The organism is Pseudomonas umsongensis (genome assembly GCF_002236105.1).
Classification (GTDB): domain Bacteria; phylum Pseudomonadota; class Gammaproteobacteria; order Pseudomonadales; family Pseudomonadaceae; genus Aquipseudomonas; species Aquipseudomonas umsongensis.
This window is the reverse complement of sequence record NZ_NIWU01000001.1, coordinates 150860-176504: the sequence shown is the minus strand read 5'-3', so window position 1 is coordinate 176504 and position 25645 is coordinate 150860. Positions and strand designations below refer to the sequence as shown.

Here is a 25645-nt window from a genome sequence, read left to right as displayed (position 1 = left end):
CCTTCCTTCACCGTGCGCAGGATTCAGGACAGAGCCTAGCACCTTCGTTGGAGCGACTCCCAACAGTGGCACGATTGCCGAATCGACTGCACCAGAACCGGGCTCATCCCCTCTCACCCGTGCATCCACCGATCACGAGGCGTGCAATGAATCTCCCCTCAATCGTTAATCAACTTCCCAACGCGAATCGGCTTGCGCCCCGCCACTTTCGCCTGCCAGGTGCCCGGTTGCGTATAGCGACCACGATCGATCGCGAACAACACGCCACTGGTGCCCGCGCGCACGGTAGTGAGCTTGTCGTTCAGCGGGTCGACCACTTCAAACAGTGCATCGCCCTGCTCCACCCATTCACCGGCATCGCGCAGGAAGCTGACCACGCCGTGATGCGGTGCGAACAGGTATTGAGTGCCTTCAAACGGCATGCCCTCACAGCACTCGCTCGGTGCCACGGGCCAGGTGCCCTTGATGAAACCCTGCTCGGCGAGAAAGCCCAGGATCGCCTCGCAATTGGCCCGGGCCTGATCGACCCGGGTATCGCCCATGCTGCCAAGCTCCAGCGTGGTTGCCAGGTTGGCCGGTGGGATGGCGGCTTCGGGGAAAGCCCTGGCCAGGCGTAACCAGGGCGAAGAGCAGGATTCGTCGAAGGAACTGCCGCCGGAATCTTCGCACAGCAACGCCACCCCGGCTTTCAGGCGCGCCGCCAGCGATTGCCACTGCGGCCAGTGTTGCGGCAAGGCGTAGAGGTGGATTGCCGCGTCGAAGTCGCAATGCAGATCGAGGGTGATGTCGGCGTCGCAGGCGTGGCGCAGCAACAGGCGGTGCATTGCTTCGAGTTGCGACGCCGGGGCCGGCAGGTCGTCGAGTACCTGGCCCATGGCCTGGCGAATCAAGGCGATGTTAGCCTCGGCATCGCTGCCCAGACGATCACCCACCCGCTGCGCTACCGGTGCGCTGAGTTCGACGAACGAGCGGTTGAAGTTCTTGCCGCTGCCCAGTTCGAAGCGACCCATGTGGCTGCCTTGCAGGTGCTGATCGAGACCGATGGGGTTGGCCACCGGCACCAGTTCGATCAGGCCTTGCAGTTGACCCTGGCTTTCCAGTTCCGCCAGGCGCTGCTTGAGCTCCCAGGCCGTGCGCATGCCTGGCAGTTCATCAGCGTGCAGGCTGGCCTGGATATAGACTTTGCGGGTGCCTGCGCCATATCGAAACACGCTGAGGGTGCGCTCGGTCCCCAGGTGGCTCCAGGGCAGTGAATGGTCGATGCGTTGCATGGGAAGACTCCGATTTTCTGTAGGAGCTGCCGCGGGCTGCGATCTTTTGATTTTGATTTTTTAAAAGCAAGATCAAAAGATCGCAGCCTGCGGCAGCTCCTACAGTGAGCAATGTGATAGGGAGGATAAATCATGAGCATAAAAAAATGGCCACCGCGTCAACGGGGCCATTTTTTTGAACGGCTCGATTACTCGCCGTAAACGTCAAACTTGAAGTACTTGTCCTGAACTTGCTTGTACTTGCCGTTGGCGCGGATCTCGGTAATGGCTTTGTTGAACTGCTCGGCCAAGGCGGTATCGCCCTTGCGCACGGCAATCCCGGCGCCACCGCCGAAGTATTTCGGGTCGTTGTACTCAGGCCCCACGAAAGCGAAACCTTTACCGGCGTCGGTCTTCAGGAAACCGTCGTCGAGGTTGACCGAATCGGCCAGCAGTGCGTCGACGCGACCGGACACCATGTCCAGGTTCGCTTCCTGCTGGGAACCGTAGCGCACCAGGATAATCCCTGCCGGTTGCAGCACTTCGGTGGCAAAACGGTCATGGGTACTGGCACGCAGGACACCGACTTTCTTGCCCTTGAGCTCGGTCAACGGATCTTTGACGTCGGAACCTTCCTTCATCACGAAACGCGCCGGGGTGTGGTAGTACTTGATGGTGAAGTCGACGTTTTTCTTGCGATCGTCGGTGATGGTCATGGACGAGAGGATGGCGTCGATTTTCTTGACCTTCAGCGCAGGAATCAGGCCGTCGAACTCTTGCTCGACCCAAGTGCACTTGACGTTCATCTGCTCGCACAGTGCGTCGCCGATGTCCACGTCGAAACCGGTGAGTTTGCCGTCAGGGGTTTTCATCGAGAACGGCGGGTAACCGGCCTCGATACCGATGCGGATGGGCTTGGTATCCGCGGCCACGACGGTCAGGGACAACATCGACAGTGCCAGGGCACCGAACATCACTAGCTTTTTCATTTATAACTCCTGTGTGCGGAGACTTTTATTGATAGCTTTCGGTCGGTAGCTTGTGGCCGGGAAACCGAAGTGGCCGGCAGTCTAGAGCGGCCTTCACAGGGTAAATTATTTGGAGGCGACAAATATTTACGGAAAGTGGTCAGCGACGCGCAAGCGAATCCAGCATGCGCTAAAGCGGTGCAACGTCCGATAGAAAACCACCTCGCTCCTACAAAGGACGAGGTTTGCCGAGACGTCGATCCGTGGTCGCCACCGACACGTAGGAGCGAGCATGCTCGCGATGGTCGTCAACGATGACGCGGGGTACCTGACACCCCGCGGCGTTCTCAGGTGCATCGCGAGCATGCTCGCTCCTACAGGGGGTCAGCACGCACAGCCGACAGCGGCACTCGCCGCACTCAACGCGAACCCTTCGTCCAGCCACCCGGTCACGCCGCCGATCATTTCCTTGACCGGGTAACCCAGCGCCGCCAGTTTCACCGCTGCCTTGTTCGCACCGTTGCAGTGGGGGCCGGCGCAATAGACCACGAACAGGCTGGTTTTCGGGTAGTCACGCAAACCATCGGCGGTGAGCAGTCGCCCGGGAATGTTGATCGCGCCAGGTACATGCCCCCGGTCGAACGCCAGCGGCCCCCGCACATCCACCAGGACAAAATCGACTTCACCGGCCTGTTGGCTGGCGTAGACGTCGGAACAGTCGGTTTCGAATGTCAGGCGGTTGCTGAAATGCATCAAGGCAATGGCTGAAGGGGCGGCTGGTATTTCGCGCACGAGGCTGGTCATGGGCAGGGCTCCGGAAGGTCAGTGGGTGTGAACAGACTTTATCTACGCGGCGCCAGGGGCTAAAGTGGCGCACAAGACACTCACCGGGAATTTTCCGCCAAATGCATGCTTCCCCAGGGTTGGTCGCGATCCTGGCCTACGACGGCCTATGTACCTTCGAATTCGGCATCGCCGTGGAGATCTTCGGGCTGGCGCGGCCAGAGTTCGATTTCCCTTGGTACAGCCATCAGATCGCGGCCGTCGATCAAGGCCCGATGCGCGCCATGGGCGGCATCCGAGTACTGGCCGATGGCGGCCTGGAGCTGCTGGAACAAGCCCGGACCGTGATCATTCCCGGCTGGCGCGATCGTCATGCAGCCGTGCCTGAGGCATTGCTGATGGCCCTGCGCCAGGCCCATGCGCGGGGCGCGCGGTTACTGTCGATCTGCTCGGGGGTGTTCGTACTGGCCGCTACCGGCTTGCTCGACGGTCGCGGAGCCACCACTCACTGGCGCTACACCGCGGAGCTTTCCGAACGCTTCCCGAATATCCTGGTGGACCCAGGCGTGCTCTATGTCGACTCGGGTCAATTGATCACCTCGGCCGGCAGCGCAGCCGGTATCGACGCCTGCCTGCATCTGGTGGCGCGGGACTTCGGTACCCAGGTCGCCAACTCGGTGGCGCGGCGCCTGGTGATGTCACCGCAACGCACCGGGGGCCAGGCACAGTTCATTCCGACACCGGTCAGTCCTACGCCGCGCAGCGATCTTTCGCGCGTCATGCAGTGGGCACGCGAGCGTTTGCACGAACCGCTGGAGGTTCGCGACCTGGCCAGCGAAGCCGCCATGAGCGAGCGCACGTTCCTGCGCCGTTTCACCGAAGCCAGCGGTCAGTCGCCCAAGACCTGGTTGCAACATGAGCGCCTGGGGCGTGCCCGGGAATTGCTGGAAAGCACCGACCAGCACACCGAGCAAATCGCCCAGCTGTGTGGTTATCGTTCAGTGGAAAGCTTTCGCGTGGCATTTCGCAATGTGGTCGGCCTGCCGCCGTCAGTGTACCGGGAACGGTTTGGGCAAACGGACAAGCGCATCTCCTGAGGGGTGCTTCAGGGCTTGCGCAATAGATAGGTGTCCATGATCCAGCCATTGGCCTGCCGGGCCGCCTTGCGCACCCGCTCGATCTGCTGCGCTACCTCCTCGAGCTTGCCGCTGATGAGGATTTCATCCGGCGTCCCGAGGTAGGCGCCCCAGTAAATCTCTGTCTGCCGATCCTCAACATGCTGATAAGCATCCTGGGCGTCGAGCATCACCACCAGACTGTCGGCATCACTCACCTGCCCCGCGGCCAAGCGCCGGCCGGTGGTAATTTCAACCGAGCGGCCTATTTGATTAAGCGCCACCTTGTGCTGCGCGGCCAGCGCCTGGACGCTGGTGATGCCGGGAATTACCTCGAACTCGAAGGCACAGGTGCCTGAAACCAGGATCGCCTGCAGGATGCGAATGGTGCTGTCGTACAACGCCGGGTCGCCCCACACCAGAAAACCGCCGCACTGGTCATCGGCCAGTTCTTCATTGATCAGCCGCTCGAAGGTTCGCTGCTTGGCCAGGTTCAGCGCATCGACGCTGGTTCTGTAGTCGACGTCGCCACGCTCGCGCTCCGGGCTCGAGGCTTCGACAAAACGGTAGTGCGGATCGGTGATATGGCGCTCGCACAGCTCGCGGCGCAGGTCGATCAGCTTATCCTTGCTCTGGCCCTTGTCCATGATAAAAAAAACATCCACCCGATTCAGCGCCTTCACGGCCTGCAGGGTGATGTAGTCAGGGTTGCCGGCGCCGATGCCGATGACCAGCAGTTTTTTCATCAAGGCATTCTCTCGTTATCGTTGCACGACAGCCGGAGCCGCCAGCAACCATGGAACTGCAGGTCTATCGTCGACAGCGGCTCGACATCGATCAGGTTGAAGGCTGAACCCTGCAGCACGTGCATCAATGCGGCACGCATGACGAATGGATGGGTCACGGCAAGTACATGGCCGGGCTGCGCTTCCAGGGTTTTCAACCAGGTGGCGACGCGTTTGCCGACTTGCGCCACCGACTCGCCACCGTGGGGTGCCGAACGTGGGTCGGCAAGCCAGGCCTGAAGTCGTTCGTCCTGGTTTTTTTGCAGGTCGCTGATTCGCATGCCGCGCCAATGACCAAAGTCGCAATCGCGCAGGGCGTCGACGATTTCCACGGGCGTACCGAACAGCTCGGCGGTCTGTCGTGTACGTAACTCTGGAGCACACAGCAGGCGCGATGCCTGCGAGAATCGAGCGCCCCGAGAGCCACGCGCCGATTGCCAATCCATCTCCAGGGGTTCGTCCAAAGGAAAGCGCGCCAGTTTCTGTGCCTGGGTTCGAGCGTGGCAGATCAAGGTCAAACGGGTTGCCTGCACGAAAAAAATCACTCTATGGGATAAATAGGAAAATCAGTGCCTGGCCGTCAGTCATTGCACAATTGTGCCGTAAGACAGATCGTCTTGGCCGGAAAACCTGCAAATTCGTCATCATTTCAGACCGGCCCACGTGATAGCCTTCCACTTCTTCGGTGTTGACACTTTTGCTCAAGCCTTTCCATTTCCATTGGTGGAACTCATATGTCCAGGCTTTCTCATCAAGATTTGCGCCGCAATTTTCGCCAACTGTTCGCCTCCAACACTTGCTATCACACCGCGTCGGTCTTCGACCCGATGTCGGCACGCATCGCTGCTGACCTCGGTTTCGAGGTGGGGATCCTTGGCGGGTCGGTCGCGTCTTTGCAGGTCCTGGGCGCCCCGGACTTTGCGTTGATCACCCTCAGCGAATTCGCCGAACAGGCCACCCGTATCGGCCGCGTCGCCCAATTGCCGGTGATTGCCGACGCCGACCACGGTTACGGCAACGCGCTCAATGTCATGCGCACCATCGTTGAGCTGGAACGTGCCGGCGTGGCCGCGCTGACCATCGAAGACACCTTGCTGCCAGCACAATTTGGTCGAAAATCCACGGACCTGATCACGGTCGCCGAAGGAGTCGGCAAGATTCGCGCGGCACTGGAAGCCCGGTGCGACTCGGAAATGGCAATCATCGCCCGCACCCATGCAGGCATCCTGCCGGTCCAGGAAATCATCAGCCGCACCAAGCAATACCAAGCCGCCGGCGCGGACGGCATCTGCATGGTGGGGGTAAAGGATTTCGACCACCTGGAGCAGATCGCCGAACACCTGAGCGTGCCCCTGATGCTGGTGACCTACGGCAATCCGTTGTTGCGTGACGACAAACGCCTCGCCGAACTGGGCGTGCGAGTCGTCATCGACGGCCACGGCGCCTACTTCGCCGCCATCAAGGCGACGTACGACAGCCTGCGCGAACAGCGCCAGATATTTACCCAGGCGGCAGATCTCAGCGCTACCGAACTGACGCATACCTACACCCAGCCAGAGGAATACATCCGTTGGGCGGAGGAGTTCATGCATGTTAAAGAGTAAGGGCTGAAGGGTTGGCTCTGGCCGGCTCTTGCTCTTGCTCTTGCTCTTGCTCTTGCTCTTGATCCACCCGCCCCTTCACGCCCTGAGCCTGTCCGTCAACCTGAGACTACCTCCATCGGCGCCTCTACCAACGTGGATCCACGCCCCGTCAAAGCCTGCAAGTAAGCCTTTTCGTCATCGCTGGCAAGCCAGCTCCTACAGGGGGCGGCGCAGAAGGTCAGACCGAGTCAAGCAACTCGTGGTGAGGCCGGTCATTACTGCTACAGATAACACGATTACGCCCCGTGGTCTTGGCCTCATAGAGCGCCTGGTCAGCGTCGTTGAGCCACAGGGTCGCGTCAGCGTGGCATACGTCGAAGGCTGCCAGGCCGATGCTCAAGCTGACTTTCAGTGACGGGTTTTGCTCGTAGCCCAGGGTCGCGAAGCGGTCGCGCAAGGCGTCCATGGCCGCAGCTGCACTGCCCAAGGGCAGGTCGGGAAGAATCACGCAGAACTCGTCGCCGCCATAACGCCCGGCCACATCGCTCACCCGCAGGTTCTGCTTGAGCATCTTGCTCAGTTGCCGCAGCACGATGTCACCGGCAACGTGGCCGTAGGTGTCATTGATGCTTTTGAAGTGGTCGATGTCGATCAGGGCAATGGCCCCGCCCTGCTGCTGGCGTTGGCAGCGCTGGAATTCAATCTCCAACTGATCCTTCCAGGCGCCGTGATTGAGCAGGCCGGTCAGGCTGTCGGTGCGGCTCAGGGCCAGCAGTTCACGCTTTTTCCTGCCGAGGGTATAGGCCTGGCGATAGCAGATCCAGCCCAGTGCGATGGGATAAAAACACATCAAGGGCAAGCAGGCGTAAAGCTGCAGCTGACTGGTTTCTGGAATGAAGGCCGGGGTGAAGATCAACCAGCCGACGCACACGCCGAGTAGCTGCGCCACACTGCCCACCAGGAGAAAACGCAAACCGCCGATGGCGACGTTGTTCATGGCCATCATTGACAAGGTGGTGGCACTGGGCAGCGGATTAAACTGCATGGCGGCGACCCAGAAACCGCCCATAAAGGCATCGATCAACAAGTTGCGGTGTTCAGCGTGATAAGCGGCCTTGGCGCGTCGCGCCCACAGATAGGCCAGGTGAGGCCAAAGCAAGCCGTTGAACAGCATCACCCCCCATACCCAGGGTGCCGGGTCCAGGGGATACATCGCCACACTCACGCAGATCAAACCTAACACCAGGCCAAGGATGCGCGATGTGTAGAGCCTCTTGGCCAGTGAAAGTCCTTTTCCTCCCGTCTTTCCCATTGGGACCTCTGCACCACAGAACGAACCTGTTCACACCGCGATTGCAGGGTGTGCCCGAAGTCTAACAGGGCAACGGCAAATAGCCATCACCGGCTGGCGGGACGAACTCCCGTCGCCTGCAAATCGTTGAATCTGCAGAAACGGCTATACATGAAGTGAAGGACTGAATCACAACGTTGAACAGGAGGCCCATGCACACCTTCGAAGTGCTGATCATCGGCAGCGGTTTTGGCGGCCAGTGCGCGGCGATCAATTTGCTCAAGGCCGGCATCGACGATTTTCGCCTGCTGGAACGACGGAATTTCTTCGGCGGCACCTGGTGCCAGAATACCTACCCGGGCGCCGCAGTCGACGTGCCCTCGCCACTCTATTCGCTGTCGTTCGCGCCCTACCGTTGGACGCAGATGTTCGCCGAACAGGCTGAACTGCACTGCTACACCCGCTACGTGGTGGAGCACTTCGGCCTGCGGGACAAGGTGGAGCTGCAGGCCAATGTCGAGCGTGTCGAATGGGACGAAGAACATAAACGCTGGGCGGTTCACACCACCAAGGGCGCTTTTTATGCACAGTTCCTGATCAATGCCACCGGTCCCTTGAGCCAACCGGTGATCCCACACTTCGAAGGTCAGGAACGCTTTAGCGGCAAATCTTTTCATACCAACAATTGGGATCATTCCTACGACTACCGGCAAAAGCGTGTAGCCATCGTCGGCAGTGGCGCCAGCGCAGCCCAAGTGATTCCGGCGATAGCCCCGGATGTCGAGCACCTGCATGTGTTCCAGCGCACGCCGCATTGGGTACTGCCAAGGGCCGACCGCACCTTTGGCCGCTTCCAGCGCTGGTTGCTCGGCCTCAAACCGGCCTACAAGCTGCTGCGCTGGATGATCTACTGGCAATTCGAAACCCGGGTGATTGCCTTCAAATACTCGAAGCCGGCAATCGGCATGGTGCAGCATCAGGCACTGCGCTTTCTCAAACGCCAAGTGCCGGACGCCGAACTGCGGCGTAAACTGACGCCCGACTATACGATCGGCTGCAAGCGGGTAATTCTGTCGAGCACGCTCTACCCCGCGCTGTGTCGCACCAACGTGACATTGCACAGCCGCGAACAGGGCATCAAGGCCATCGATGAAACCGGCATCCTCATGCAGGACGGCCAGCACATCGACCTTGACCTGATCGTCTGGTCCACCGGTTACGACGCTACCGACGGGGTGATTTCCTACCCCGTCACGGGAAAAAACGGCATCTGCCTCAAGGACGTCTGGGCACAATATCCGCGCGCCTATCTCGGCACCAGCCTGCCGGCCTTCCCCAACCTGTTTATCGTCACCGGGCCGAACACTGGAATCGGCCACACATCAGCACTGTTCATCATCGAATCGCAAATGAACTACATCCTCGATTGCATCCGCACGATAAAAGCACGCGGTTTGCGCAGCATCGAAGTACGCCCCGAGGCAGAACGTACCTACACTGAAATGATCCATAGAGAGATGAAACGCACCGTGTGGAAGTCAGGAGGCTGCCACAGTTGGTATCAAAGCAAGAGCGGTCATGTGATTGCCATGTTTCCCGGGTTCAGTTTCAGCTTTCATCGCTTGACCCGAACCCTGAAACCGGCGGACCACATCGTGTCCTGATCAGATAGAAGGAAGACGCTGATGCTTTTACTGGTTGTCGCTATCGCGGTATTTGCCGCCTGGAGCTGGTTGAGCTACCCGGCCATCGGGTACTGGCTGTACGACTTGAGCGTGGCCGTCGAAGCCAAGTTGTACAAATTGCACAAGATCGTCGTGCCCATCGCCGAAATGACCGTCTCGACCTGGCAAGGCGGGCCGTATGAGGCGTCCAGCAACGTGTTGATGCTCCACGGCTTCAGTGCCGACAAGAACCTGTGGCTGCGTTTTGCCCGGCACTTTGTCGGCAACTACCGGGTGATCATCCCCGACATCGCCGGCCATGGCGAAACCGGCTTCAAGGCGGGTGGCGGCTATGACATTCCCTTGCAAGCCAAACGCATGATCCAGCTGCTCGATGTCTGCGGGGTCGATAAGGTCCATGTCATCGGCAACTCGATGGGCGGCTACATCGCAGCCTGGCTGGCGGCCAACTATCCGGAGCGCATTGCCTCGCTCGCCCTGTTCGACCCTGCCGGGGTGACCGCGCCAGAACCCAGTGACCTGGAGCGGCATTTGGCCAGGGGCCACAACCCGTTCCTGATCCACTCACGGGAAGAATTCAAATACTTCTATGGCATGACCATGGCCGAACCACCTTGGGTGCCGCGCGTGGTGCTGGATGCCGTCGCCCATCGCTACCAACAGTCGCGTGACGAACTGGAAGAAATTTTCCGCGACTTTCGCGCCAGCCCGCCAATGGAACCCAGGCTGCCAGCGATCAAGGCGCCGGCACTGTTGCTCTGGGGGCGCAAGGATCGCTTGATCGATGTCAGCAGCGTGGCGATCTGGAGCAAGGGCCTGGCGGACCTGCGGGTGGAAATATGGGAAGGCATCGGGCACATGCCGATGCTCGAAGCACCCGCCGGTTCGGCACGCCTGTATCGGGAGTTTTTGGCATCGCTGCGCTCGGAAAGCCCTCAGGATCAACGACTGCACTGAACTGGCAGTCCTTTGCAGAATGAAGTCCGTCAGAAACTTCGTTTGCCGGCGTCGACGAAGGCTGCGATCTTTTCGCCCATCCTTCTCGTCAACGCGCCAGGAATTTTGTTCATGAGCCAGCCAAGCTTCATCAGCCCCGACCTGATCCGCCAACGCTTCTCCAAAGCGATGTCCGACATGTACCGCGAAGAAGTGCCGCTGTATGGCGCGCTGATGGAACTGGTGGAACAGACCAACCGTCACGTGCTGGACAACGACCCGCAAGTGGCCCAGCAGTTGAACAGCACCGGCGAAATCGAGCGCCTGGACCTGGAGCGTCATGGTGCAATCCGCGTTGGCACCGCCGCAGAACTGGCCACCCTCGCCCGCCTGTTCGCGGTCATGGGCATGCAGCCGGTGGGTTATTACGACCTGACTCCGGCCGGGGTGCCAGTGCATTCCACGGCGTTTCGCGCGGTGCATGAAGCGTCTTTGCAGGTCAGCCCGTTCCGGGTGTTCACCTCGCTGCTACGCCTGGAATTGATCGAAGACCTGGAGCTGCGGGCCTTTGCCCAGTCGGTGCTGGATCAGCGTTCGATCTTCACCGCCGCCGCCCTTACGCTGATCGAACGCGCCGAATCCCAAGGCGGCCTCAGCGAAAAAGAGGCCGATGAGTTCGTCGACCAGGCCCTGGAAACTTTCCGCTGGCACCACAGCGCCACCGTCACCGCCGAGCAGTATCAGAAACTCAGCGCCCAGCATCGCCTGATTGCCGATGTGGTGGCGTTCAAGGGACCGCACATCAATCACCTGACGCCACGCACCCTGGACATCGACATTGTGCAGGCGCAGATGCCAGTGCACGGCATCACCCCCAAAGCGGTGATCGAAGGCCCGCCCCGCCGCCAGTTCCCAATCCTGCTGCGCCAGACCAGTTTCAAGGCGCTTGACGAGCCCGTTGCCTTCACCGATCAATCCGACACTCGCGGCAGCCACAGCGCCCGGTTCGGTGAAATCGAACAACGCGGTGCCGCACTGACGCCCAAGGGCCGGGCGCTGTACGACCGTTTGCTCAATGCCGCCCGGGACGAACTCAAGGACTTCCCCAACGAAGCCAATGCCGCCCGCTACAACGATTTGATGGCGCAACACTTCAGCGAGTTTCCCGACACCTATGAGGGCATGCGCCAACAGGAACTGGCGTTCTTTCGCTACTTTGTGACGGAAAAAGGCCTGGCTGCGGCTGAACTGAAAACCATGACGCTCGAAGATCTGGTCAGCGGCGGGTATCTGCGCGTTGAACCGCTGGTCTACGAGGATTTCCTGCCGGTAAGCGCGGCCGGGATCTTTCAGTCAAACCTGGGCGATGCGGCGCAAACCCACTACGGCGTGCACTCCAACCAGCAGGCGTTCGAAAAAGCCCTGGGGCGTTCGACGATTGATGAACTGCAGTTGTATGCACAAACGCAACAGCGCTCGATCGAGCAGTGCCTAGCCGCCCTGGGTCACTAAACTAACCTGACGACCCTTGTAGGAGCCGGCTTGCCGGCGAAGGCGTCCTTAAGCATGGCGTTGGCCTATCGGGCGCCTTCGCCGGCAAGCCGGGCTCCTACAGGATGTTCATTTCAATTTTGATAGCAAAGCCTCGGCCGCGGCCTGTGAAGACGCTGGATTTTGCCCCGTCAGCAGCAGGCCATCGGTCAGCACGTAGCTCGCCCAATCAGGCCCCTTCGAAAAAATCCCGCCCTTGGCCTTCAGTTCGTCCTCCACCAGGAACGGCACGACCTTGGTCAGTTGCACGGCTTCTTCTTCGCTATTGGTAAACCCTGTCACTTTCTTGCCCTTGACCAGAGGCTGGCCGTCGGCGTCCTTGGCATGGCGCAATACACCGGGCGCATGACAGACGGCCGCGACCGGCTTGCCGGCGTTGTAGAACGCTTCGATGAGGGCGATCGAATCACGGTCTTCCGCCAGGTCCCAGAGCGGTCCATGGCCGCCTGGATAGAAAATTGCGTCGTAGTCCCCGGCCTTCACCGTGCCCAGCATGACGGTCGAGGCCAATGCGGATTGAGCCGCCGGGTCCTGGCGAAAGCGTCGGGTGGCATCGGTTTGCGCATCCGGCTCGTCGCTTTTGGGGTCCAGCGGGGGCTGGCCGCCCTTGGGCGAGGCCAGGGTCAGTTGCGCGCCGGCGTCCTTGAAAACGTAATAGGGCGCAGCGAATTCTTCCAGCCAGAAGCCGGTTTTCTTGCCGGTGTTACCCAACTGATCGTGGGACGTTAGAACCATCAGGATTTTCATGTCGTCGTCACTCCATCTCGGAACTGCAAGCACAACATATAACACTTAGTTACAAGTTTAAGCCCGCGCCCCTCATTCGATTGAAAGTGCAGTCGTACTTTGAAAAAGTGTTCGCCCAGCGCTATGGCCTCGGCAATCCATGCACTGGTAAAGAACCCTGACACTGGGCGAACGGGGTGTATTTTAATAGATGTTTATGGATATGTCCGCGATTTAAACATGAAATTTGCCGATACATATTCGATTGGATGTCGATTCAAATTCCATTAAAAACCAACAATTTAAACCCACCAGTTCGGCCAAAATTGATTGTTCCCATACAAAAAGTTGCATAGGAACAATCAGTGAAAAATCACTCAACTTCCGGACTTGCTGGTCACCTGCAGGATGTCGGTGTAAGTCACATAAACGCTTTGCCCGACTTTCAGGTCCTTCAACTTGGCTTGAACTTCCGGTTTTTCGACAGTGATGGTTTTGGTCTTCCCCGCCGGGTTTTTAAAGGACACCTGGTTTTTCTTCAGGTCGATGTCGGTGATTTGCAGCTGGACTTGAACCTGACGATAAGCTTCGCCGCCAGGCACGCTACCAGGTGCATTGCGGGCTTCGCCGGCACGCTCCGAGCTGCCCGGCAAACCCTTGTCGACATCGGTGTCGAGGTAGGCCGCGACGGAGCGGGTGACCTTGATATCGACCTGATCGCCGGGTTTCAGCTGGCCGAGGTTTTTTGCCTTTTCGGTCAGTTGCACGTGGACCTGACGACCTTCCGGCCCTTCAAGCACCACTTGATGTTTGGCGGCATCGACCGACACGACTTTGGTGCTGATTTGATCAGCCTCCACGACGGCAGACAACGGGATATCTGCGGCAACGGCGCTGAGGCTGGCAGCGGACAACAAGGTAGCAAGGGTGACAGCTTTGGTCAGTGCATGAAGTTTCATAGGCAGAACATTCCCTGTGATGAATGACGACAAACGGCGCCGAAACAAGATCAAACGCCGTGTGTGGGATGAGCATAGACGCTGATACGGGAGTGTTCGCAGTTTCTTGTACGGTCGATTTGCCGCTGGCGGTCATGCGTCAGGATCATCCAGCTCCCGGGTTACGTTGATCGCCGGTGAGTCCTTGTGGGATTGCTCCGCCCGGGCCTTGAGCGCCTGCCATTGTTCGAGATCTATGGCGCCCTGCCCCAGCAAATCGTCAGCCAGGCGCTGCAAGTCCATGTAATAGGAGTCAGGAGACTGCTGCCAATAAGCCTCGTCTTCAAACAGGCGCTGCCACGCGTCAAGGTCGGGCGGTGTGAGGTCTTCGCGCATGTCGGACTCCTGCGGGGGTGTTCGTACGGTAGAGAGGTGGACGCCGGCGGAGTTCCGATTGGTTGCACGCAATGCGATTCCCCATGGGAGCTGGCGCAGGCTGCGATCTTTTGACGCTAATAACCGGTCATTTCCAGATACCCCTGCCCACCATGGCTGCCGCTCAACCGCACCGGCCCCTCCCAATAGGGAATGCGCAGATCCATCCAGGCTTTGGGATTCAGGGCGATGATGACGATATCAAGGTGTTTGCCGGGGATCCGGATCGACCAGCGCACCGGCATCGTGCGCCCGGCCACCTTGGCGGTGTCCTGTGGAGTGAGAAGGATGTCGTCGGCGCTGAGCATTTGCGCCTGGCCCTGGGCGTCGATCCAGGTTCCGGTCAGGTAAGGTTCGCCGTCTTTTTGCCGCATGCGATAGAGCATCACCTGGTCGCCGCTGTCCAGGTGCAGGGAAAACCAGTCCCAGCCACTCTGGTTGGCGGTCAGGGGCTGGCTGCTCCATTCCCGGTCGAGCCACGCGGGGCCACGGACCTGGAAACGCTCGCCGTCGATCTCAAGCAGGCCGCTGGCCTGGAAAAACGGCTGGCTGTAGTAATAGGACGCCTGGCCCTGTTCGGATTTCTGACTGAATCCCTTGTCCCCTTGCAGCACCAGCGGTCCATTCGAGGTCAGTCGCAGTTGATAGCTGAACGCCTTGTCACGGGCACTGAGTTGCAGATCGGCCAAGGGGTCGGTCCCCGTTGCCTGACTGCTGAAACGCCAGTCGTCGATCCACGCATTGAAGGGCGCAAGGCTAACGCCGGCGTGCCCTACGCCGCCGCGGGCATAACGCTCGGCGGCGTGATGCACCGAGGCCGAGGTCACCGCCGCGTGGCCCAGCCAGATCGTCTGACTCGCCCAGCCAGTCGCCTCGGGTGTCGCTTTCAAGGCACTGCGAAACAGCGTCCACTGCACGCCGAATTCGCGTCCCTGCTCATCCTTGAGGTTGGCGGTGACGTACCACCATTCGATGCGAAAGCCGTCATGAGGGCCGTGATCCGCCGGGAAGCTGAACACCCTACCGGGCACCACCGGCGTAAAGGCGGTCGCTTGATTGCCGAGGCCGGCAAAACCCTTCTCGACCGGCGCCGGCTGATCGCAACCAGCGAGCAACGCAACGACCAGCCACGCCCAACGCTTAATCCTCATGGGCAAAGGTCCTCAGCAGGTCCGCCGGTTGTGTGCGATACAGCGAATACAGCGGCCACGCCGACGCCAGCAAGGTCGCCAACAACGCCAGCCCCATCAGCTGCAGCAATTGCAAGGGAAATACCCGCAGCGGCAGACGCCAGCCAAACGCCTGGACGTTGATAACGGTGTCCAGGCACCAGGCCAACGCAATGCCCAGCGGCAACGCCAATACCAACGTCAGCACCGCCAGCAGCCAGGTTTGCCCGAGGTTGAGCAGCATCAGTTGGCGGCGCGTCACGCCCAGCGCCCACAACGGCGCCAACTGCCCGAGACGGCTCTGGCTTTGCGTCAACAGGCTGATGAACAACGCCACGCCCGCCACGCAAAGGGTCAGGCTATTGAGCGCGGCGGTGGCGGCGAAGGTGCGCTCGAACACCTGCGTCGACCAGTCCTTGAGCCGGGCCTGGTCGACGATGCGACTGTCCTCCAGGGCAAAACGCGCTTGCAGCGCGGTCACGAACGGCGTGATCAATGCCGGCTCGATGCGCAGGTTGAAGCGGTTCGGCGCCAGTTGTGGCCAGCCGCGCAGCAAGTGGTTGACGTTGACCAGCAGGTGCCCCTTGGGATTGCCGTAGTCGGCGTAGATCCCGACGATACGTGGTGACCAGGAACCGTTGGGCGTGGCAATCGTCACCTGATCGCCGAGCCTGACCTTCAAGCGCCGCGCCAGTTGCTCGCTGAGCATTATCGCGTCGTCCGCCGCCAGGCTGTCCCAAGGCTTGTCGCCCACGGCCTCAAGCAACGGCCAATGCTGGCGATAGGTCGGATGATCGATCACGCCAAACACATCCCCCGGCCAGCCCTGCAATTGAATCGACACCTGCCAGTTGGGCAACACCGCCGTCAGTTGCGGTTGTTGCTGGAGCCAGCCGTACATCTCCCGGGCCTGGGTCGGGTTTTGTGGATTGAGGTACAGCTCGGCGGTCAGCCGCTGTTCCAGCCAGTCGCTGAAGGTGTGGCGGAAACCGGCGGTCATGCTGCCGGCACCGATGTTGGCTGCCAGGGCCAGCAACAAAGCCATCAGCGCCAGGCTCAAGGCCGGCAGTTGCTGGCGACAATCGGCGACAAACCACTGACCGAGTACCGTCGAACTGTGGTGCGTCAGCCCATTGAGCACGGCATTGAGTACCACCGGCAACGCTAACGAGGCGCCCAGCAACAGCGTGGCCATCAGCAAGAATCCGCTGGCCAGGCTGTCACCGCGCAACAACGCCAGCAACGCGATGCCCAAGGCAATCGCCGCGACCCAGCCCTGGCGGCGCAGCCAGCGCGCATGGGCCTGATGCCAGGCCTGGGGGTCGGCCAGGGCCAGCAACGGTAAACGCGCTGCACGCCACAAACTGTTGGCTCCCGCGAGCGCGGCGCCGAGCAGGCCCAGGCCGATACCGCTGAGCCACCACAGCGGGCTCAGGCTCAACTGCCCCGCCACTTCGGCACCGTACAACCCGCGCAGGCTGGCGGCGACATCCGGCAGCAACACGCTGGCCAGCAGGTAACCGCTGACGACACCCGCCACGCCGCCGATCAAGGCCAGAGCACCCAGCTCGACGGCCAGGCAGGCGATCAGCATCCGCGCGCTGACGCCGCACGCGCGCAGGGTCCGCAGCAAACCTCGACGCTGTTCCAACGCCAGCCCGATCGCGGCATGCACGATGAACAGGCCGACCACGAACGATAGAAACCCCAAGGCGTCCAGGTTCAGGTGAAAGCTCTCGGTCAGGCGCGCCAGATTATTTTCTTCGTCGCTGGTCTTAAGCTGAAGTTGGCCCTTGAACGAATCGGGCAGTGTCGCGGTGAAATCCTTGGGCAGCAGCAAGCGCGATAGCTGATCGGGCAAACCGAGTATCTGCTGGGCAAAACCGATGTCCACCAGCAGCATACCCGGCGCCATGTCAGCCTCGGCGCGCAGGGGCGGCAATGCCTGGCCGTTCAACGCCTGCGGCCGCTCGCCCGGCGCCAATCCCAACGCCTGCAGGGTCTGCGGCGCGATCCAGGTACTGCCTGGCGGGGTGAAAAACTCCACGACCTGTTCGATGGCCAGTGCCTGCCCCGCCACCTCGGAGCCGGCCGGCAGCGACACGGGCTCGATGCCCATCAGTTGCAGGCGCTGATCCTCGTGGCCCTTGAGCGTCAGCCGTCCTTGCAACACCGGCGACACCGGCCAACCGGCACGGCGCAGGTCAACAAACAGCTGCTGGGAAAAGGTCCCGCCACCGGATGCACTCAGGCTGGCCTGAGGTTCGCCGCCGATCAGCTGACTGGCCCTGGCATAGCTGTCCCGCGCCTGACTGTTCAGTGCTTGCACACCGGTGAGCAAGCTGGTGGCCAGCCACAACCCGGTCAGCACACTGAAAAACTGCACCGGGTGCTGCCGCCAATGGCTGAGCAGTGCGCGCAGGGTTTCACGAAAAATGCGCATCTCAGCGTTCGTCCACAGGCGCCAGACGACCGCCATGCAGCACCACCTTTTCAGCCATGCGGGCTGCCACGCTGGGGCTGTGCGTGACCATCAGCAGGGTCGTCGGGCTGTCATCGAGCAGCTCCAGCAATAACTTCAGCACTTCGTCGCTGGTGGCTTCATCGAGACTGCCGGTAGGTTCGTCGGCCAACAGCAGTTTCGGTTGCGACGCCAGTGCGCGGCCCAATGCGACCCGTTGTTGCTGGCCGCCGGAGAGCTGTTCAGGATAACGCCGCAGCAAATCATTCAAGCCCAACCGCTGCACCAGATGCGCCTGCCAGCGTGGATCATGGCGCCCGGCCAGGCGTGCTTGAAACGCCAGGTTATCCTCCACCCGCAAACTGCCGATCAGGTTGAACTGCTGGAACACCAGGCCAATCTCAGTGCGCCGCCAGCTCGCCAGTTGCCCCTCGCTCATCTGCTCCAGGCGATGTTCACCGCTGCGGATGCTGCCGCGATCGACCTTGTCCAGCCCGGCGATCAAATGCAACAAGGTGCTTTTGCCGCTGCCCGACTCACCCATCAACGCCAGGCTGCTGCCGGGCTTGAGGGTCAGGTTGACACCTTGCAGCACCGGCAACGGGCCTTGTGGGGTGGCGTAGCTTTTGAAGACATCCTGGACTTCAAGCATGGCAGAACCCGTTCAATGAGCGTGGGCCAAGGATAGCGGCCCGCAATGGTTTTTGTCCGTTGCCGATTGCGGCCCTGCGCGGCCGTTTCGAATGAAACCGAACGACGCTTCTCGTCGCAATTACTGAACCCGGGTAGCAAAAGATCATAAACCCGCTATTACGTTAGTGATTGCCCTTCATTCATTGCAAATCGTCACAGGTACGCCCCACGATGCGAAATCCACTCAAGCATTCGAGAGCTCGATCTGTTTTTCTTCTGGGTGTTATCTCAATGGGGCTGACTGCTTGCACCAGCGATGAGAAAGCCGCCAATGAAATAACTCGGCCCCCTATCGATGACAGCGAAACGTCGTCTGTGCGCATCACGACGAGTTGGCTACAACACTCACTTAGCCAAACTGGTTGTCTGCAGCGCGCCAGAGCGGCCCTGACAAAAGCGAGATATTTTGTTGAAGCAGGAGAAAGATCAGTCTATGGGTTGCGTGAAGGCATGACTTTTTCGATTCGCTGCGACTATGAAGGCGTTGCATTTTTTGCAGTGGCTTATCGCAAAAGGCCAAGCACTCAAACCCAGGATCGGATCTTGAATGAAATCACCCGGCTGTTTTAGCCCGAGTGCCTGGTTGCAAGCCTACGAGTCAGTCCCCGCGCAGAATCAGCGCATGCGCCCCCTCCCACTCGGCGAAGATTTTTTGCCCGGAGCGCACGCCAAGCAAGTTGTAATCGGCATGCCGTTTCTGCACCTGCAACTCAATCCCGCCGCAGGCTTCGAGATAGATGTTGACCATCGATCCGATGAACTCTTCACCGACGACGGTGCAGTTCAACCGGTTACGTCGCGTAGGCTGCGCGGTCAAGTCGATATGCTCGGCGCTTACGCAGACCGTAACGCGCTCAGCGGGAACAACCGTTTTACCCTCCGGTAGCCGCGCCAGGAATCCACCGTGCTCGGTATCCAGGCAAACCAGCCCGCTATCGTCGAAGCCAACGACAGTGGCATCAAGGATGTTTTTACCGCCAACGAATTCGGCAACAAAGCGATTGTGAGGCTCAAGGAAAACCTCCTGCGGCGTGCCTATCTGTTCGACCCGACCTCGACTCATGATCATCACACGATCGGCCATTGCGAAGGCTTCGGATTGGCTGTGAGTGACGTAGACAAAGGTGATACCCAGGTCCTTCTGCAGTCCAGTCAGCACGCCTTGCATGCGCACACTCAGATGAGCGTCGAGTGCGCTCAGCGGCTCGTCGAGCAGCAGGATTGGCGGTTCGGTGACCAGCGAGCGCGCCAGCGCCACCCGTTGACGCTGGCCACCGGAGAGCAGGCTGATGTCGCGCGTGGCAAACTCTTGCAATCCCAGTCGCTCAAGCCATTCAAGCGACTTCTTGCGTCGCTCTGCCTTGGCCATTCCTCTCATGCGCAGGCCGAATTCGACATTCTCCAGCACGTTCAGAAACGGGAAGAGTGCGAGGTTTTGCCAGACCAGTGGCGTCTCCCGGTCCCAGGAGTAGAGATCGTTTATGCGCTCACCGTTAAGGCGAATTTCCCCTTCACTGGGCTTATCCAACCCCGCGAGCATGCGCAGAGTCGTGGTCTTGCCACAGCCGCTCGATCCCATGATCGCAACGAACTCACCTTTATGGATTTCCAGGTTCATGCGCTCGACAGCCTGGTAGCTGCCGAAATGCTTGACCACGTTGTCGAATACCACCAGCGGTTGAGTCATGTCTGAATCCTTCGTGTCCAGATGATTTTTCAAGGGTGGTATCAGGCACTCGCGGGCTTGCGCCGACGCATCAACAGCAATTGCGCGAGAATCACCAGGGTCATGGTCGTGATGAACACGATCGTGCCGATCGCGTTGATGGTCGGGCTCACCTGCCCTTGCAAGGTGTTGAGGATGCGCACCGGTACCGTCTCGTTGAGTCCCGATACGAACCAGGCGACAGCGAACTCATCGAAGGAAACGGCCATGGTCACGAACAGCGCGGCGAAAATGCTCGGCGCCGTGAACGGCAAGATTACATAGCGCATGGCCTTCCACTGATTGGCCCCCAGGTTCCAGGCCGCAGCCTCGATGTTGGGGTCCATCTGCGCCAGACGCATCCGGATGACCGCCATTGCGAAGGGGGCACACATCACGATGTGGCTGATCATCACGGCGTAAATCTCGCCGGAAAGCCCGATTCGCGACAGGAAAGCCAACATCGCCAGCCCCATGATCACCACCGGAATGGTAGGCGGCAGTAGCGCGAGCGCCATGTAGATTGACTTGCCGAAGAACCCGTAACGAAAGTCCGTGTAAGCCGCAGTGAAGCCGAGTACGGTCGATACCAGCGACACGACCACACCCACCGCGAGGCTGTTCCTGAAGGCCTGCCACACAGCCGGGTCGGAGGCGATCGTCTCGTACCAGTGCAGGCTGAAGCTGCCCAGTGGCAAGGAAGGGAAGCGGTCGTTGTTGAACGAGAACACGAAACTGCCGGCAATGGGCATGAAGATGAAGATGAACACCAGTACGACAAAACTGCGCAGCAAGAAATTGATCATCCGATGCTCGTTCATGCACGCCTCCGGTAAGCGAAGCGAACCGCGGCAAAAGCCGAGAGGAGCAACGTCGCGATCATCATCGTTGCGATCACCGCCGCCCGTGGCCATTGCTGGCCGGACTTGGTGGTGTCAGTGATCAGCGTACTCAGGGTTGGCGGCTGACCACCGCCCAGATAAAGCGGGCTTACAAAATCGCCGAACGTCAGTATGAAACAGAACAGCGCCGCGACGACGATACCGATCCGCGCCGACGGCACTACCACCAGCAACACCGTTCGCCATCGTCCGCAGCCGAGGTTGTGCGCGGCCTCGATCAACGAGCGGTCGACGTACATCAGGCTGAACAATTGCAGCAAGATCACCAATGGCAGACATAGCGTGAAATAGCCGACATAGGTGCCGAACGCCGTGTTCAGCATGGCAAAGGGCTCCAGGCCGACCAGGCCAAGCGCGGCGTTGAAGATACCGTTGTCGCTGAGAAACACCTGCCATGAATAGGTGCGCACCAGGTAGCTGGTGAAGAACGGTGTGACCAGCAGCAACACCAGCAACTGCTTTGCCGACTCGCGGAACTTGAAGGCGATTGTATAAGCGCAGGGAAAAGCCACCAGGCTGACCAGAACCGTGGCACCCGCCGCCATTGCAAGGGTGTGGACGTACGCATCCCAGAAGAAGCCACGGCTGAGCATGTAACTCCAGTTCTGCCACTCGAACGTCGGCACCATCCGGAAATTGCGTACCAGCCAAAAGCTGATGGCCACCAGAAACACCAGCGGCAATACGAAGAAAATCAATTGCCAGATCAGGATCGGCATCGAGACACAAAGGCCAAACCACGGTAAGCGCCACCCCCTCTTGCTGGTGGCGCGGCGCGTTTCGGCGCGCGCGTTATCGGAGAGCTCCGACGGCGAAGTCTTCAACTTGTCTGAAATCATGGGGACCACCTCCGCGCGGCTCGTCAAGCACCCTTGTATTGCGACCAAAAGTCGTTCCACTCATCCAGGCTTTGCTGGACCGGGAGTTCGCGGTACTTGATGCGACCATCGCGGATGTCGTCCATGACATTGCGCTGACCGAGCACCATGCCTTGGCGCCTGGCTTCGTCGGGATCGGTGCGGTTGAGCAGCTCCCAGCCTTTTTTGCTCGGGATGAGCGCTGGGTAGGCGGCCATCTTCGCCGACTTGACCTGGCCTTCCGGTGAGGTGATGTACTGGATGAACTTCTTCGCCAGATCCGGGCTGTGTGCTTTCCTGGCGATGCAGTAAGACTCCGTCCATTGCAACCCGCCCTCCTTTGGCAGCACGGTTTTCACCGGTGCGCCGGCGCGTTGTAAAACGCCGGTGATCCAGTCACCTATGCCACACATGGCATGGATCTGCCCGTTCTTGAGCGAAGAAAAAGTCCCGCCATAATCGAAGAAGCCACCGACCTGCGGGCGCAGACTCATCATCTTCTGCTGGACGCTTTGCCAGTGCGCGACATCGATATCGTACGGGCGCGCATTACCGCCCATCAAACTGATCTGCCCGAGGTTAGGCAGGTGCCAGTCGAAGTGGCCGACCTTGCCCTTGAGGCTCTGGTCCCAGAACACGTCATAGCTCTGCACCTTGGCTTCGGGAACCTGTTGGGTGTTGTAGGCGATGCCGAGGAAGCCGAAGCGGATCAGCACCGAGTAGAGCTTGTCCCCCTGCCAATGGCCAGGGAAATGCTGGAACTCCGGGTAGAAGTCATCGAAGGGGTAGTCAGCGGGGTCGAGTGGCTCGATGTATTCGGCGGCATTGAGTTGCTGGACGTATTCGGCGTCGGACAAAATCAGATCGAATGTGCCGGGCGGGGATTGCGAGATCAGCCCCAGCATGTTGTCCCCACCGGTGTAGTACTTGGCCCGGACCTTGACCCCGTACATGCGCTCGAAATCGGCGACGATGTCCGGCTCGGCGTGTCCGGCCCATGCAAGGATGACCAGTTCCTTTTCCGCTGCGGCAATGCTTCTCAAGGGCAGCAAGCCGGACAGCGCTGCGGTGCCAGCCAGGATGCCGGTGGTCTTGAGGAAGGTACGGCGTGAATGGTCGATGCGAATTTTCATTATTGTCTCGCCCTGGGTGATGAAATTGTCCCCTGCCTGCTGTCGCTGCCAACCACACGCGTCATTCGCTGGCTGGATGCATTGCAGCAGTTCGCCATCACCCGTTTTTGTGCGCGCCCGACCTGGACTTTGTCAGACCCGACCTCCATCCCCATCAAAAGCGGCACACCCCTATCCGATAATCGGACATAAATGACAAACCATAGGGTGTTTTGTCATTTACGGGTCGGATTTAGACAATTCGGTGCCCCCACCCTCTGATCGAATTGCTGCATGCACCGCCTTCGATTCCTGCAAGCCAAAGGGCCGCTTTAACGGCAGGTAAACACCCCATCCCGCGGCTAACAACCAGCAAGCCATCAACCACTTTCCAAGGGTCTGTAGATGAACAACAGTGTCGTAATTGGAGAACTCACCTGGCCGGAGTACGCAGAGAAGGTCGCCACTGGCTGCCCTATCTTTCTGCCAGTGGGAGCACTGGAGCAGCATGGACATCACATGTGCATGGAGGTCGATGTACTGCTGCCTACCGCGATCTGCAAGGCAGTCGCGCAACAGGTCAACGGCCTGGTGCTGCCTGCCCTGGCCTACGGCTACAAGTCCCAGCAGAAATCAGGCGGCGGCAACCATTTTCCTGGAACCACCAGCCTCGATGGCGCCACGCTGACCAGTACCGTGCAGGACATCATCCGCGAACTTGCACGCCATGGTGCCCGCAAACTGGTGATGATGAACGGTCACTTCGAAAACTCGATGTTCATTGTCGAGGGCATAGACCTTGCCCTGCGAGAACTGCGCTACGGTGGCATCAGTGACTTCAAGGTAGTCGTACTGTCCTACTGGGACTTCGTCAACGATCCGGCCGTCATCGAAAAGCTCTACCCCGATGGATTCCTCGGCTGGGATATCGAACATGGCGGTGTTTTCGAAACGTCGCTGATGCTGGCCCTTCACCCCGACAAGGTCGATTTGAACCGCGCGGTTGACCACCCTCCCGCCACCTTCCCGCCTTACGACGTCTTCCCCGTCATCCCGGAGCGCACACCCGCCTGCGGAACACTGTCATCTCCCAAAGGCTCCAGTCGCGAGAAAGGCGAGCTGATTCTCGAAGTCTGCGTCTCGGGCATCAGCACCGCTGTGCGCGAAGCTTTTGATTTGGACACCTGACGAACATACGGACGTGCCGAACCAAGTATCCACGGTTAATGCTTCCCCCTCCCCAAGTACAATAAAAAGGGTAAGTCTCATGTCCAGCAGCTCAACCTTGGCCCCAGGCCTCAAGCAGCGTCACGTCACCATGCTGTCCATTGCCGGTGCCATAGGCGCCGGCCTGTTCATCGGTTCAGGACACGCCATCGCCTCGGCGGGGCCCGCCGCCATCCTGGCGTATATTTTTTCCGGCACTTTGGTCGTGCTCGTGATGCGCATGCTCGGCGAGATGGCCGTAGCGTCGCCCGATACAGGATCGTTTTCGACCTACGCCGAGCGGGCGATGGGACGCAGTGCCGGCTTCACCATCGGCTGGCTGTACTGGTGGTTCTGGGTGCTGGTCATTCCGATTGAAGCCATCGCCGCTGCCGCCATCCTGCATGCCTGGTTTCCCTCCATTCAGACCTGGGAGTTCGCGATTGCAGTCACCGGCCTGCTGACGTTGACCAACCTGTTCAGTGTCGCCCGGTACGGAGAGTTCGAGTTCTGGTTCGCCATGCTCAAAGTCATCGCGGTGCTGGGGTTTATCGCGCTTGGCGCGCTTGCCCTGGTGGGCGGATTACCGGATACGACGGTCAGTGGTGTCGTTCAATTAAGCCATGAGTTTGGCGGTTTCATGCCCAATGGCATGACCGCTGTCGTCGGTGCGATGCTCACCACGGTGTTCAGCTTCATGGGCACGGAAATTGTCACCATTGCCGCTGCCGAATCGCAAAACCCCTCAAAACAGATCACCCGCGCGACCAACTCCGTCGTCTGGCGAATGGGTATTTTCTATATCGTCTCGGTGTTCCTCATCATCTCCATTGTCCCCTGGAACGACCCCATGCTCATGGAAGTCGGTTCGTACCAGAGGGCGCTCGAGTTGATGAACATTCCACACGCGAAAATGATCGTCGATATCGTCGTGCTGATTGCTGTAGCCAGCTGCCTCAACTCAGCCATCTATACCGCGTCACGCATGGTCTACTCCCTGAGCAAACGCGGTGATGGCCCGCGAGTACTGCAGAAGACTTCTGCTTCTGGAGTGCCCTTTGTGGCGGTGCTGGCCAGTACGGCGGTAGGTTTCCTGACCACGGCACTCAATTACTTTGCACCCGATGAGGTGTTCTCCTTCCTCCTGGCCAGCTCCGGGGCTGTTGCGCTGTTGGTCTATCTGGTGATTGCCGTTTCGCAACTGGTACTGCGTAAAAAGATGAATGCTTCGGGACAACCGATCGCCTTCAAGATGTGGTTTTTCCCCTGGCTCAGCTACCTGGTCATCGCCTGCATCTTGAGTATCCTGGTGGTCATGCTGATCTTGCCGCAGCACCGCATGGAGGTTATTGCGACGGGTGCGCTGACCCTGTCCATCGTCTGTATGGGTGCAATCTTTAACGCCAGGAAGAAGACCGTGCAGGTCCTCGACATTGCGCAAACCGAAAATGCTTAAGCGCAATCCCCGATAGCAACACTCATCCTCGTTCACCT

The 25645-nt window shown here is 59.7% G+C and carries 25 protein-coding genes; 9 read left to right on the top strand and 16 right to left on the bottom strand.

Annotation, left to right across the window (positions count from 1 at the left end; genetic code table 11):
* Positions 1 to 158: 158 nt before the first annotated feature.
* From PSUM_RS00825 to PSUM_RS00815, 3 genes are all read right to left on the bottom strand, one after another.
* Positions 159 to 1271, bottom strand: coding sequence for a succinylglutamate desuccinylase/aspartoacylase family protein (locus PSUM_RS00825; RefSeq protein ID WP_020800006.1), 1113 nt, complete (start codon positions 1269 to 1271; stop codon positions 159 to 161).
* 188 nt (positions 1272 to 1459) lie between these two features.
* Entirely contained in the window at positions 1460 to 2239 is a 780-nt protein-coding gene (locus PSUM_RS00820; RefSeq protein ID WP_083348812.1) for an ABC transporter substrate-binding protein, read from the bottom strand.
* Between the two features lie 363 nt (positions 2240 to 2602).
* Positions 2603 to 3022 (bottom strand): rhodanese-like domain-containing protein, encoded by a 420-nt coding sequence (locus PSUM_RS00815; protein WP_033044605.1) that lies wholly within the window; start codon positions 3020 to 3022, stop codon positions 2603 to 2605.
* 101 nt (positions 3023 to 3123) lie between these two features.
* On the opposite strand from PSUM_RS00815, the gene ftrA reads away from it, so the two are divergent.
* A complete protein-coding gene (ftrA, locus tag PSUM_RS00810; RefSeq protein WP_020800003.1) occupies positions 3124 to 4098 on the top strand; it encodes a transcriptional regulator FtrA in 975 nt (324 codons plus the stop codon).
* Between the two features lie 8 nt (positions 4099 to 4106).
* On the opposite strand, the gene cobF is transcribed toward ftrA, so the two are convergent.
* Together cobF and PSUM_RS00800 are read right to left on the bottom strand one after the other, a co-directional pair.
* The gene (gene cobF / locus PSUM_RS00805) at positions 4107 to 4862 is read right to left on the bottom strand and encodes a precorrin-6A synthase (deacetylating) (protein WP_020800002.1); all 756 of its coding nucleotides are present in this window, start codon (positions 4860 to 4862) and stop codon (positions 4107 to 4109) included.
* On the bottom strand, positions 4862 to 5434 hold the full coding sequence (locus PSUM_RS00800) for a histidine phosphatase family protein (protein WP_020800001.1): 573 nt from the start codon (positions 5432 to 5434) through the stop codon (positions 4862 to 4864). The genes cobF and PSUM_RS00800 overlap by 1 nt, the downstream gene beginning before the upstream one ends.
* Before the next feature lie 201 nt (positions 5435 to 5635).
* Here PSUM_RS00800 and PSUM_RS00795 point away from each other — a divergent pair, with 201 nt between their 5' ends.
* Positions 5636 to 6505 carry an isocitrate lyase/PEP mutase family protein gene (locus tag PSUM_RS00795; protein WP_020800000.1) on the top strand — a complete coding sequence of 290 codons (870 nt, stop codon included), beginning with the start codon at positions 5636 to 5638 and terminating at the stop codon, positions 6503 to 6505.
* Between the two features lie 217 nt (positions 6506 to 6722).
* Here PSUM_RS00795 and PSUM_RS00790 read toward each other — a convergent pair whose 3' ends face one another.
* On the bottom strand, positions 6723 to 7796 hold the full coding sequence (locus PSUM_RS00790) for a diguanylate cyclase (RefSeq protein WP_083348811.1): 1074 nt from the start codon (positions 7794 to 7796) through the stop codon (positions 6723 to 6725).
* Between the two features lie 191 nt (positions 7797 to 7987).
* Between PSUM_RS00790 and PSUM_RS00785 the strand changes: the two genes are divergently transcribed.
* From PSUM_RS00785 to hglS, 3 genes are all read left to right on the top strand, one after another.
* Positions 7988 to 9439 (top strand): flavin-containing monooxygenase, encoded by a 1452-nt coding sequence (locus PSUM_RS00785; RefSeq protein WP_033044856.1) that lies wholly within the window; start codon positions 7988 to 7990, stop codon positions 9437 to 9439.
* 21 nt (positions 9440 to 9460) lie between these two features.
* Positions 9461 to 10417, top strand: a complete 957-nt coding sequence (locus tag PSUM_RS00780; RefSeq protein WP_020796264.1) for an alpha/beta fold hydrolase — start codon at positions 9461 to 9463, stop codon at positions 10415 to 10417.
* Between the two features lie 111 nt (positions 10418 to 10528).
* On the top strand, positions 10529 to 11908 hold the full coding sequence (gene hglS / locus PSUM_RS00775; protein WP_083348810.1) for a 2-oxoadipate dioxygenase/decarboxylase HglS: 1380 nt from the start codon (positions 10529 to 10531) through the stop codon (positions 11906 to 11908).
* Between the two features lie 108 nt (positions 11909 to 12016).
* Here the strand turns inward: hglS and PSUM_RS00770 are convergent, their stop codons facing one another.
* The 6 genes from PSUM_RS00770 to PSUM_RS00745 all read right to left on the bottom strand — a co-directional run bounded on the left by PSUM_RS00770 (position 12017) and on the right by PSUM_RS00745 (position 18328).
* Complete coding sequence (locus tag PSUM_RS00770) at positions 12017 to 12694, bottom strand: type 1 glutamine amidotransferase domain-containing protein (protein ID WP_033044854.1); 678 nt, start codon at positions 12692 to 12694, stop codon at positions 12017 to 12019.
* A gap of 356 nt (positions 12695 to 13050) precedes the next feature.
* The gene (locus PSUM_RS00765) at positions 13051 to 13632 is read right to left on the bottom strand and encodes a hypothetical protein (protein WP_083348809.1); all 582 of its coding nucleotides are present in this window, start codon (positions 13630 to 13632) and stop codon (positions 13051 to 13053) included.
* A 132-nt stretch (positions 13633 to 13764) separates the two neighbouring features.
* Positions 13765 to 14007, bottom strand: coding sequence for a hypothetical protein (locus tag PSUM_RS00760; protein WP_020796260.1), 243 nt, complete (start codon positions 14005 to 14007; stop codon positions 13765 to 13767).
* Positions 14008 to 14123: 116 nt separating this feature from the next.
* Complete coding sequence (locus PSUM_RS00755) at positions 14124 to 15197, bottom strand: lipocalin-like domain-containing protein (protein WP_083348808.1); 1074 nt, start codon at positions 15195 to 15197, stop codon at positions 14124 to 14126.
* Positions 15187 to 17658, bottom strand: a complete 2472-nt coding sequence (locus tag PSUM_RS00750; RefSeq protein WP_083350143.1) for an ABC transporter permease — start codon at positions 17656 to 17658, stop codon at positions 15187 to 15189. The genes PSUM_RS00755 and PSUM_RS00750 overlap by 11 nt, the downstream gene beginning before the upstream one ends.
* A 1-nt stretch (position 17659) precedes the next feature.
* Entirely contained in the window at positions 17660 to 18328 is a 669-nt protein-coding gene (locus tag PSUM_RS00745; RefSeq protein WP_020796257.1) for an ABC transporter ATP-binding protein, read from the bottom strand.
* Positions 18329 to 18540: 212 nt separating this feature from the next.
* On the opposite strand from PSUM_RS00745, the gene PSUM_RS30820 reads away from it, so the two are divergent.
* Positions 18541 to 18939 carry a hypothetical protein gene (locus PSUM_RS30820; RefSeq protein WP_141195463.1) on the top strand — a complete coding sequence of 133 codons (399 nt, stop codon included), beginning with the start codon at positions 18541 to 18543 and terminating at the stop codon, positions 18937 to 18939.
* A 28-nt stretch (positions 18940 to 18967) separates the two neighbouring features.
* Here PSUM_RS30820 and PSUM_RS00740 read toward each other — a convergent pair whose 3' ends face one another.
* Genes PSUM_RS00740 through PSUM_RS00725 form a run of 4 tightly spaced genes read right to left on the bottom strand, consistent with a single transcriptional unit; the run spans position 18968 to position 22966 of the window.
* Positions 18968 to 20056 carry an ABC transporter ATP-binding protein gene (locus PSUM_RS00740; protein WP_020796255.1) on the bottom strand — a complete coding sequence of 363 codons (1089 nt, stop codon included), beginning with the start codon at positions 20054 to 20056 and terminating at the stop codon, positions 18968 to 18970.
* A 41-nt stretch (positions 20057 to 20097) separates the two neighbouring features.
* Positions 20098 to 20895: an ABC transporter permease gene (locus PSUM_RS00735; RefSeq protein WP_083348807.1), complete on the bottom strand. Its 798-nt coding sequence runs from the start codon at positions 20893 to 20895 to the stop codon at positions 20098 to 20100.
* On the bottom strand, positions 20892 to 21815 hold the full coding sequence (locus tag PSUM_RS00730) for an ABC transporter permease (RefSeq protein WP_042955250.1): 924 nt from the start codon (positions 21813 to 21815) through the stop codon (positions 20892 to 20894). The genes PSUM_RS00735 and PSUM_RS00730 overlap by 4 nt, the downstream gene beginning before the upstream one ends.
* 23 nt (positions 21816 to 21838) lie before the next feature.
* On the bottom strand, positions 21839 to 22966 hold the full coding sequence (locus tag PSUM_RS00725; protein ID WP_020796251.1) for an extracellular solute-binding protein: 1128 nt from the start codon (positions 22964 to 22966) through the stop codon (positions 21839 to 21841).
* On the opposite strand from PSUM_RS00725, the gene PSUM_RS30815 reads away from it, so the two are divergent.
* From PSUM_RS30815 to gabP, 3 genes are all read left to right on the top strand, one after another.
* The gene (locus tag PSUM_RS30815; protein ID WP_020796252.1) at positions 22946 to 23158 is read left to right on the top strand and encodes a hypothetical protein; all 213 of its coding nucleotides are present in this window, start codon (positions 22946 to 22948) and stop codon (positions 23156 to 23158) included. The genes PSUM_RS00725 and PSUM_RS30815 overlap by 21 nt on opposite strands.
* Before the next feature lie 192 nt (positions 23159 to 23350).
* The gene (locus PSUM_RS00720; RefSeq protein WP_020796250.1) at positions 23351 to 24133 is read left to right on the top strand and encodes a creatininase; all 783 of its coding nucleotides are present in this window, start codon (positions 23351 to 23353) and stop codon (positions 24131 to 24133) included.
* Positions 24134 to 24212: 79 nt separating this feature from the next.
* A complete protein-coding gene (gene gabP / locus PSUM_RS00715) occupies positions 24213 to 25607 on the top strand; it encodes a GABA permease (RefSeq protein WP_020796249.1) in 1395 nt (464 codons plus the stop codon).
* The last annotated feature ends 38 nt before the right edge of the window (positions 25608 to 25645 follow it).

Coding starts and splice junctions, on each gene's coding strand:
- PSUM_RS00825 (WP_020800006.1), bottom strand. CDS start 1,271: ATGCAACGCATCGACCATTCACTGCCCTGGAGCCACCTGGGGACCGAG.
- PSUM_RS00820 (WP_083348812.1), bottom strand. CDS start 2,239: ATGAAAAAGCTAGTGATGTTCGGTGCCCTGGCACTGTCGATGTTGTCC.
- PSUM_RS00815 (WP_033044605.1), bottom strand. CDS start 3,022: ATGACCAGCCTCGTGCGCGAAATACCAGCCGCCCCTTCAGCCATTGCC.
- ftrA (WP_020800003.1), top strand. CDS start 3,124: ATGCATGCTTCCCCAGGGTTGGTCGCGATCCTGGCCTACGACGGCCTA.
- cobF (WP_020800002.1), bottom strand. CDS start 4,862: ATGAAAAAACTGCTGGTCATCGGCATCGGCGCCGGCAACCCTGACTAC.
- PSUM_RS00795 (WP_020800000.1), top strand. CDS start 5,636: ATGTCCAGGCTTTCTCATCAAGATTTGCGCCGCAATTTTCGCCAACTG.
- PSUM_RS00790 (WP_083348811.1), bottom strand. CDS start 7,796: ATGGGAAAGACGGGAGGAAAAGGACTTTCACTGGCCAAGAGGCTCTAC.
- PSUM_RS00785 (WP_033044856.1), top strand. CDS start 7,988: ATGCACACCTTCGAAGTGCTGATCATCGGCAGCGGTTTTGGCGGCCAG.
- PSUM_RS00780 (WP_020796264.1), top strand. CDS start 9,461: ATGCTTTTACTGGTTGTCGCTATCGCGGTATTTGCCGCCTGGAGCTGG.
- hglS (WP_083348810.1), top strand. CDS start 10,529: ATGAGCCAGCCAAGCTTCATCAGCCCCGACCTGATCCGCCAACGCTTC.
- PSUM_RS00770 (WP_033044854.1), bottom strand. CDS start 12,694: ATGAAAATCCTGATGGTTCTAACGTCCCACGATCAGTTGGGTAACACC.
- PSUM_RS00765 (WP_083348809.1), bottom strand. CDS start 13,632: ATGAAACTTCATGCACTGACCAAAGCTGTCACCCTTGCTACCTTGTTG.
- PSUM_RS00760 (WP_020796260.1), bottom strand. CDS start 14,007: ATGCGCGAAGACCTCACACCGCCCGACCTTGACGCGTGGCAGCGCCTG.
- PSUM_RS00755 (WP_083348808.1), bottom strand. CDS start 15,197: ATGAGGATTAAGCGTTGGGCGTGGCTGGTCGTTGCGTTGCTCGCTGGT.
- PSUM_RS00750 (WP_083350143.1), bottom strand. CDS start 17,658: ATGCGCATTTTTCGTGAAACCCTGCGCGCACTGCTCAGCCATTGGCGG.
- PSUM_RS00745 (WP_020796257.1), bottom strand. CDS start 18,328: ATGCTTGAAGTCCAGGATGTCTTCAAAAGCTACGCCACCCCACAAGGC.
- PSUM_RS30820 (WP_141195463.1), top strand. CDS start 18,541: ATGCGAAATCCACTCAAGCATTCGAGAGCTCGATCTGTTTTTCTTCTG.
- PSUM_RS00740 (WP_020796255.1), bottom strand. CDS start 20,056: ATGACTCAACCGCTGGTGGTATTCGACAACGTGGTCAAGCATTTCGGC.
- PSUM_RS00735 (WP_083348807.1), bottom strand. CDS start 20,895: ATGAACGAGCATCGGATGATCAATTTCTTGCTGCGCAGTTTTGTCGTA.
- PSUM_RS00730 (WP_042955250.1), bottom strand. CDS start 21,815: ATGATTTCAGACAAGTTGAAGACTTCGCCGTCGGAGCTCTCCGATAAC.
- PSUM_RS30815 (WP_020796252.1), top strand. CDS start 22,946: ATGGTCGATGCGAATTTTCATTATTGTCTCGCCCTGGGTGATGAAATT.
- PSUM_RS00725 (WP_020796251.1), bottom strand. CDS start 22,966: ATGAAAATTCGCATCGACCATTCACGCCGTACCTTCCTCAAGACCACC.
- PSUM_RS00720 (WP_020796250.1), top strand. CDS start 23,351: ATGAACAACAGTGTCGTAATTGGAGAACTCACCTGGCCGGAGTACGCA.
- gabP (WP_020796249.1), top strand. CDS start 24,213: ATGTCCAGCAGCTCAACCTTGGCCCCAGGCCTCAAGCAGCGTCACGTC.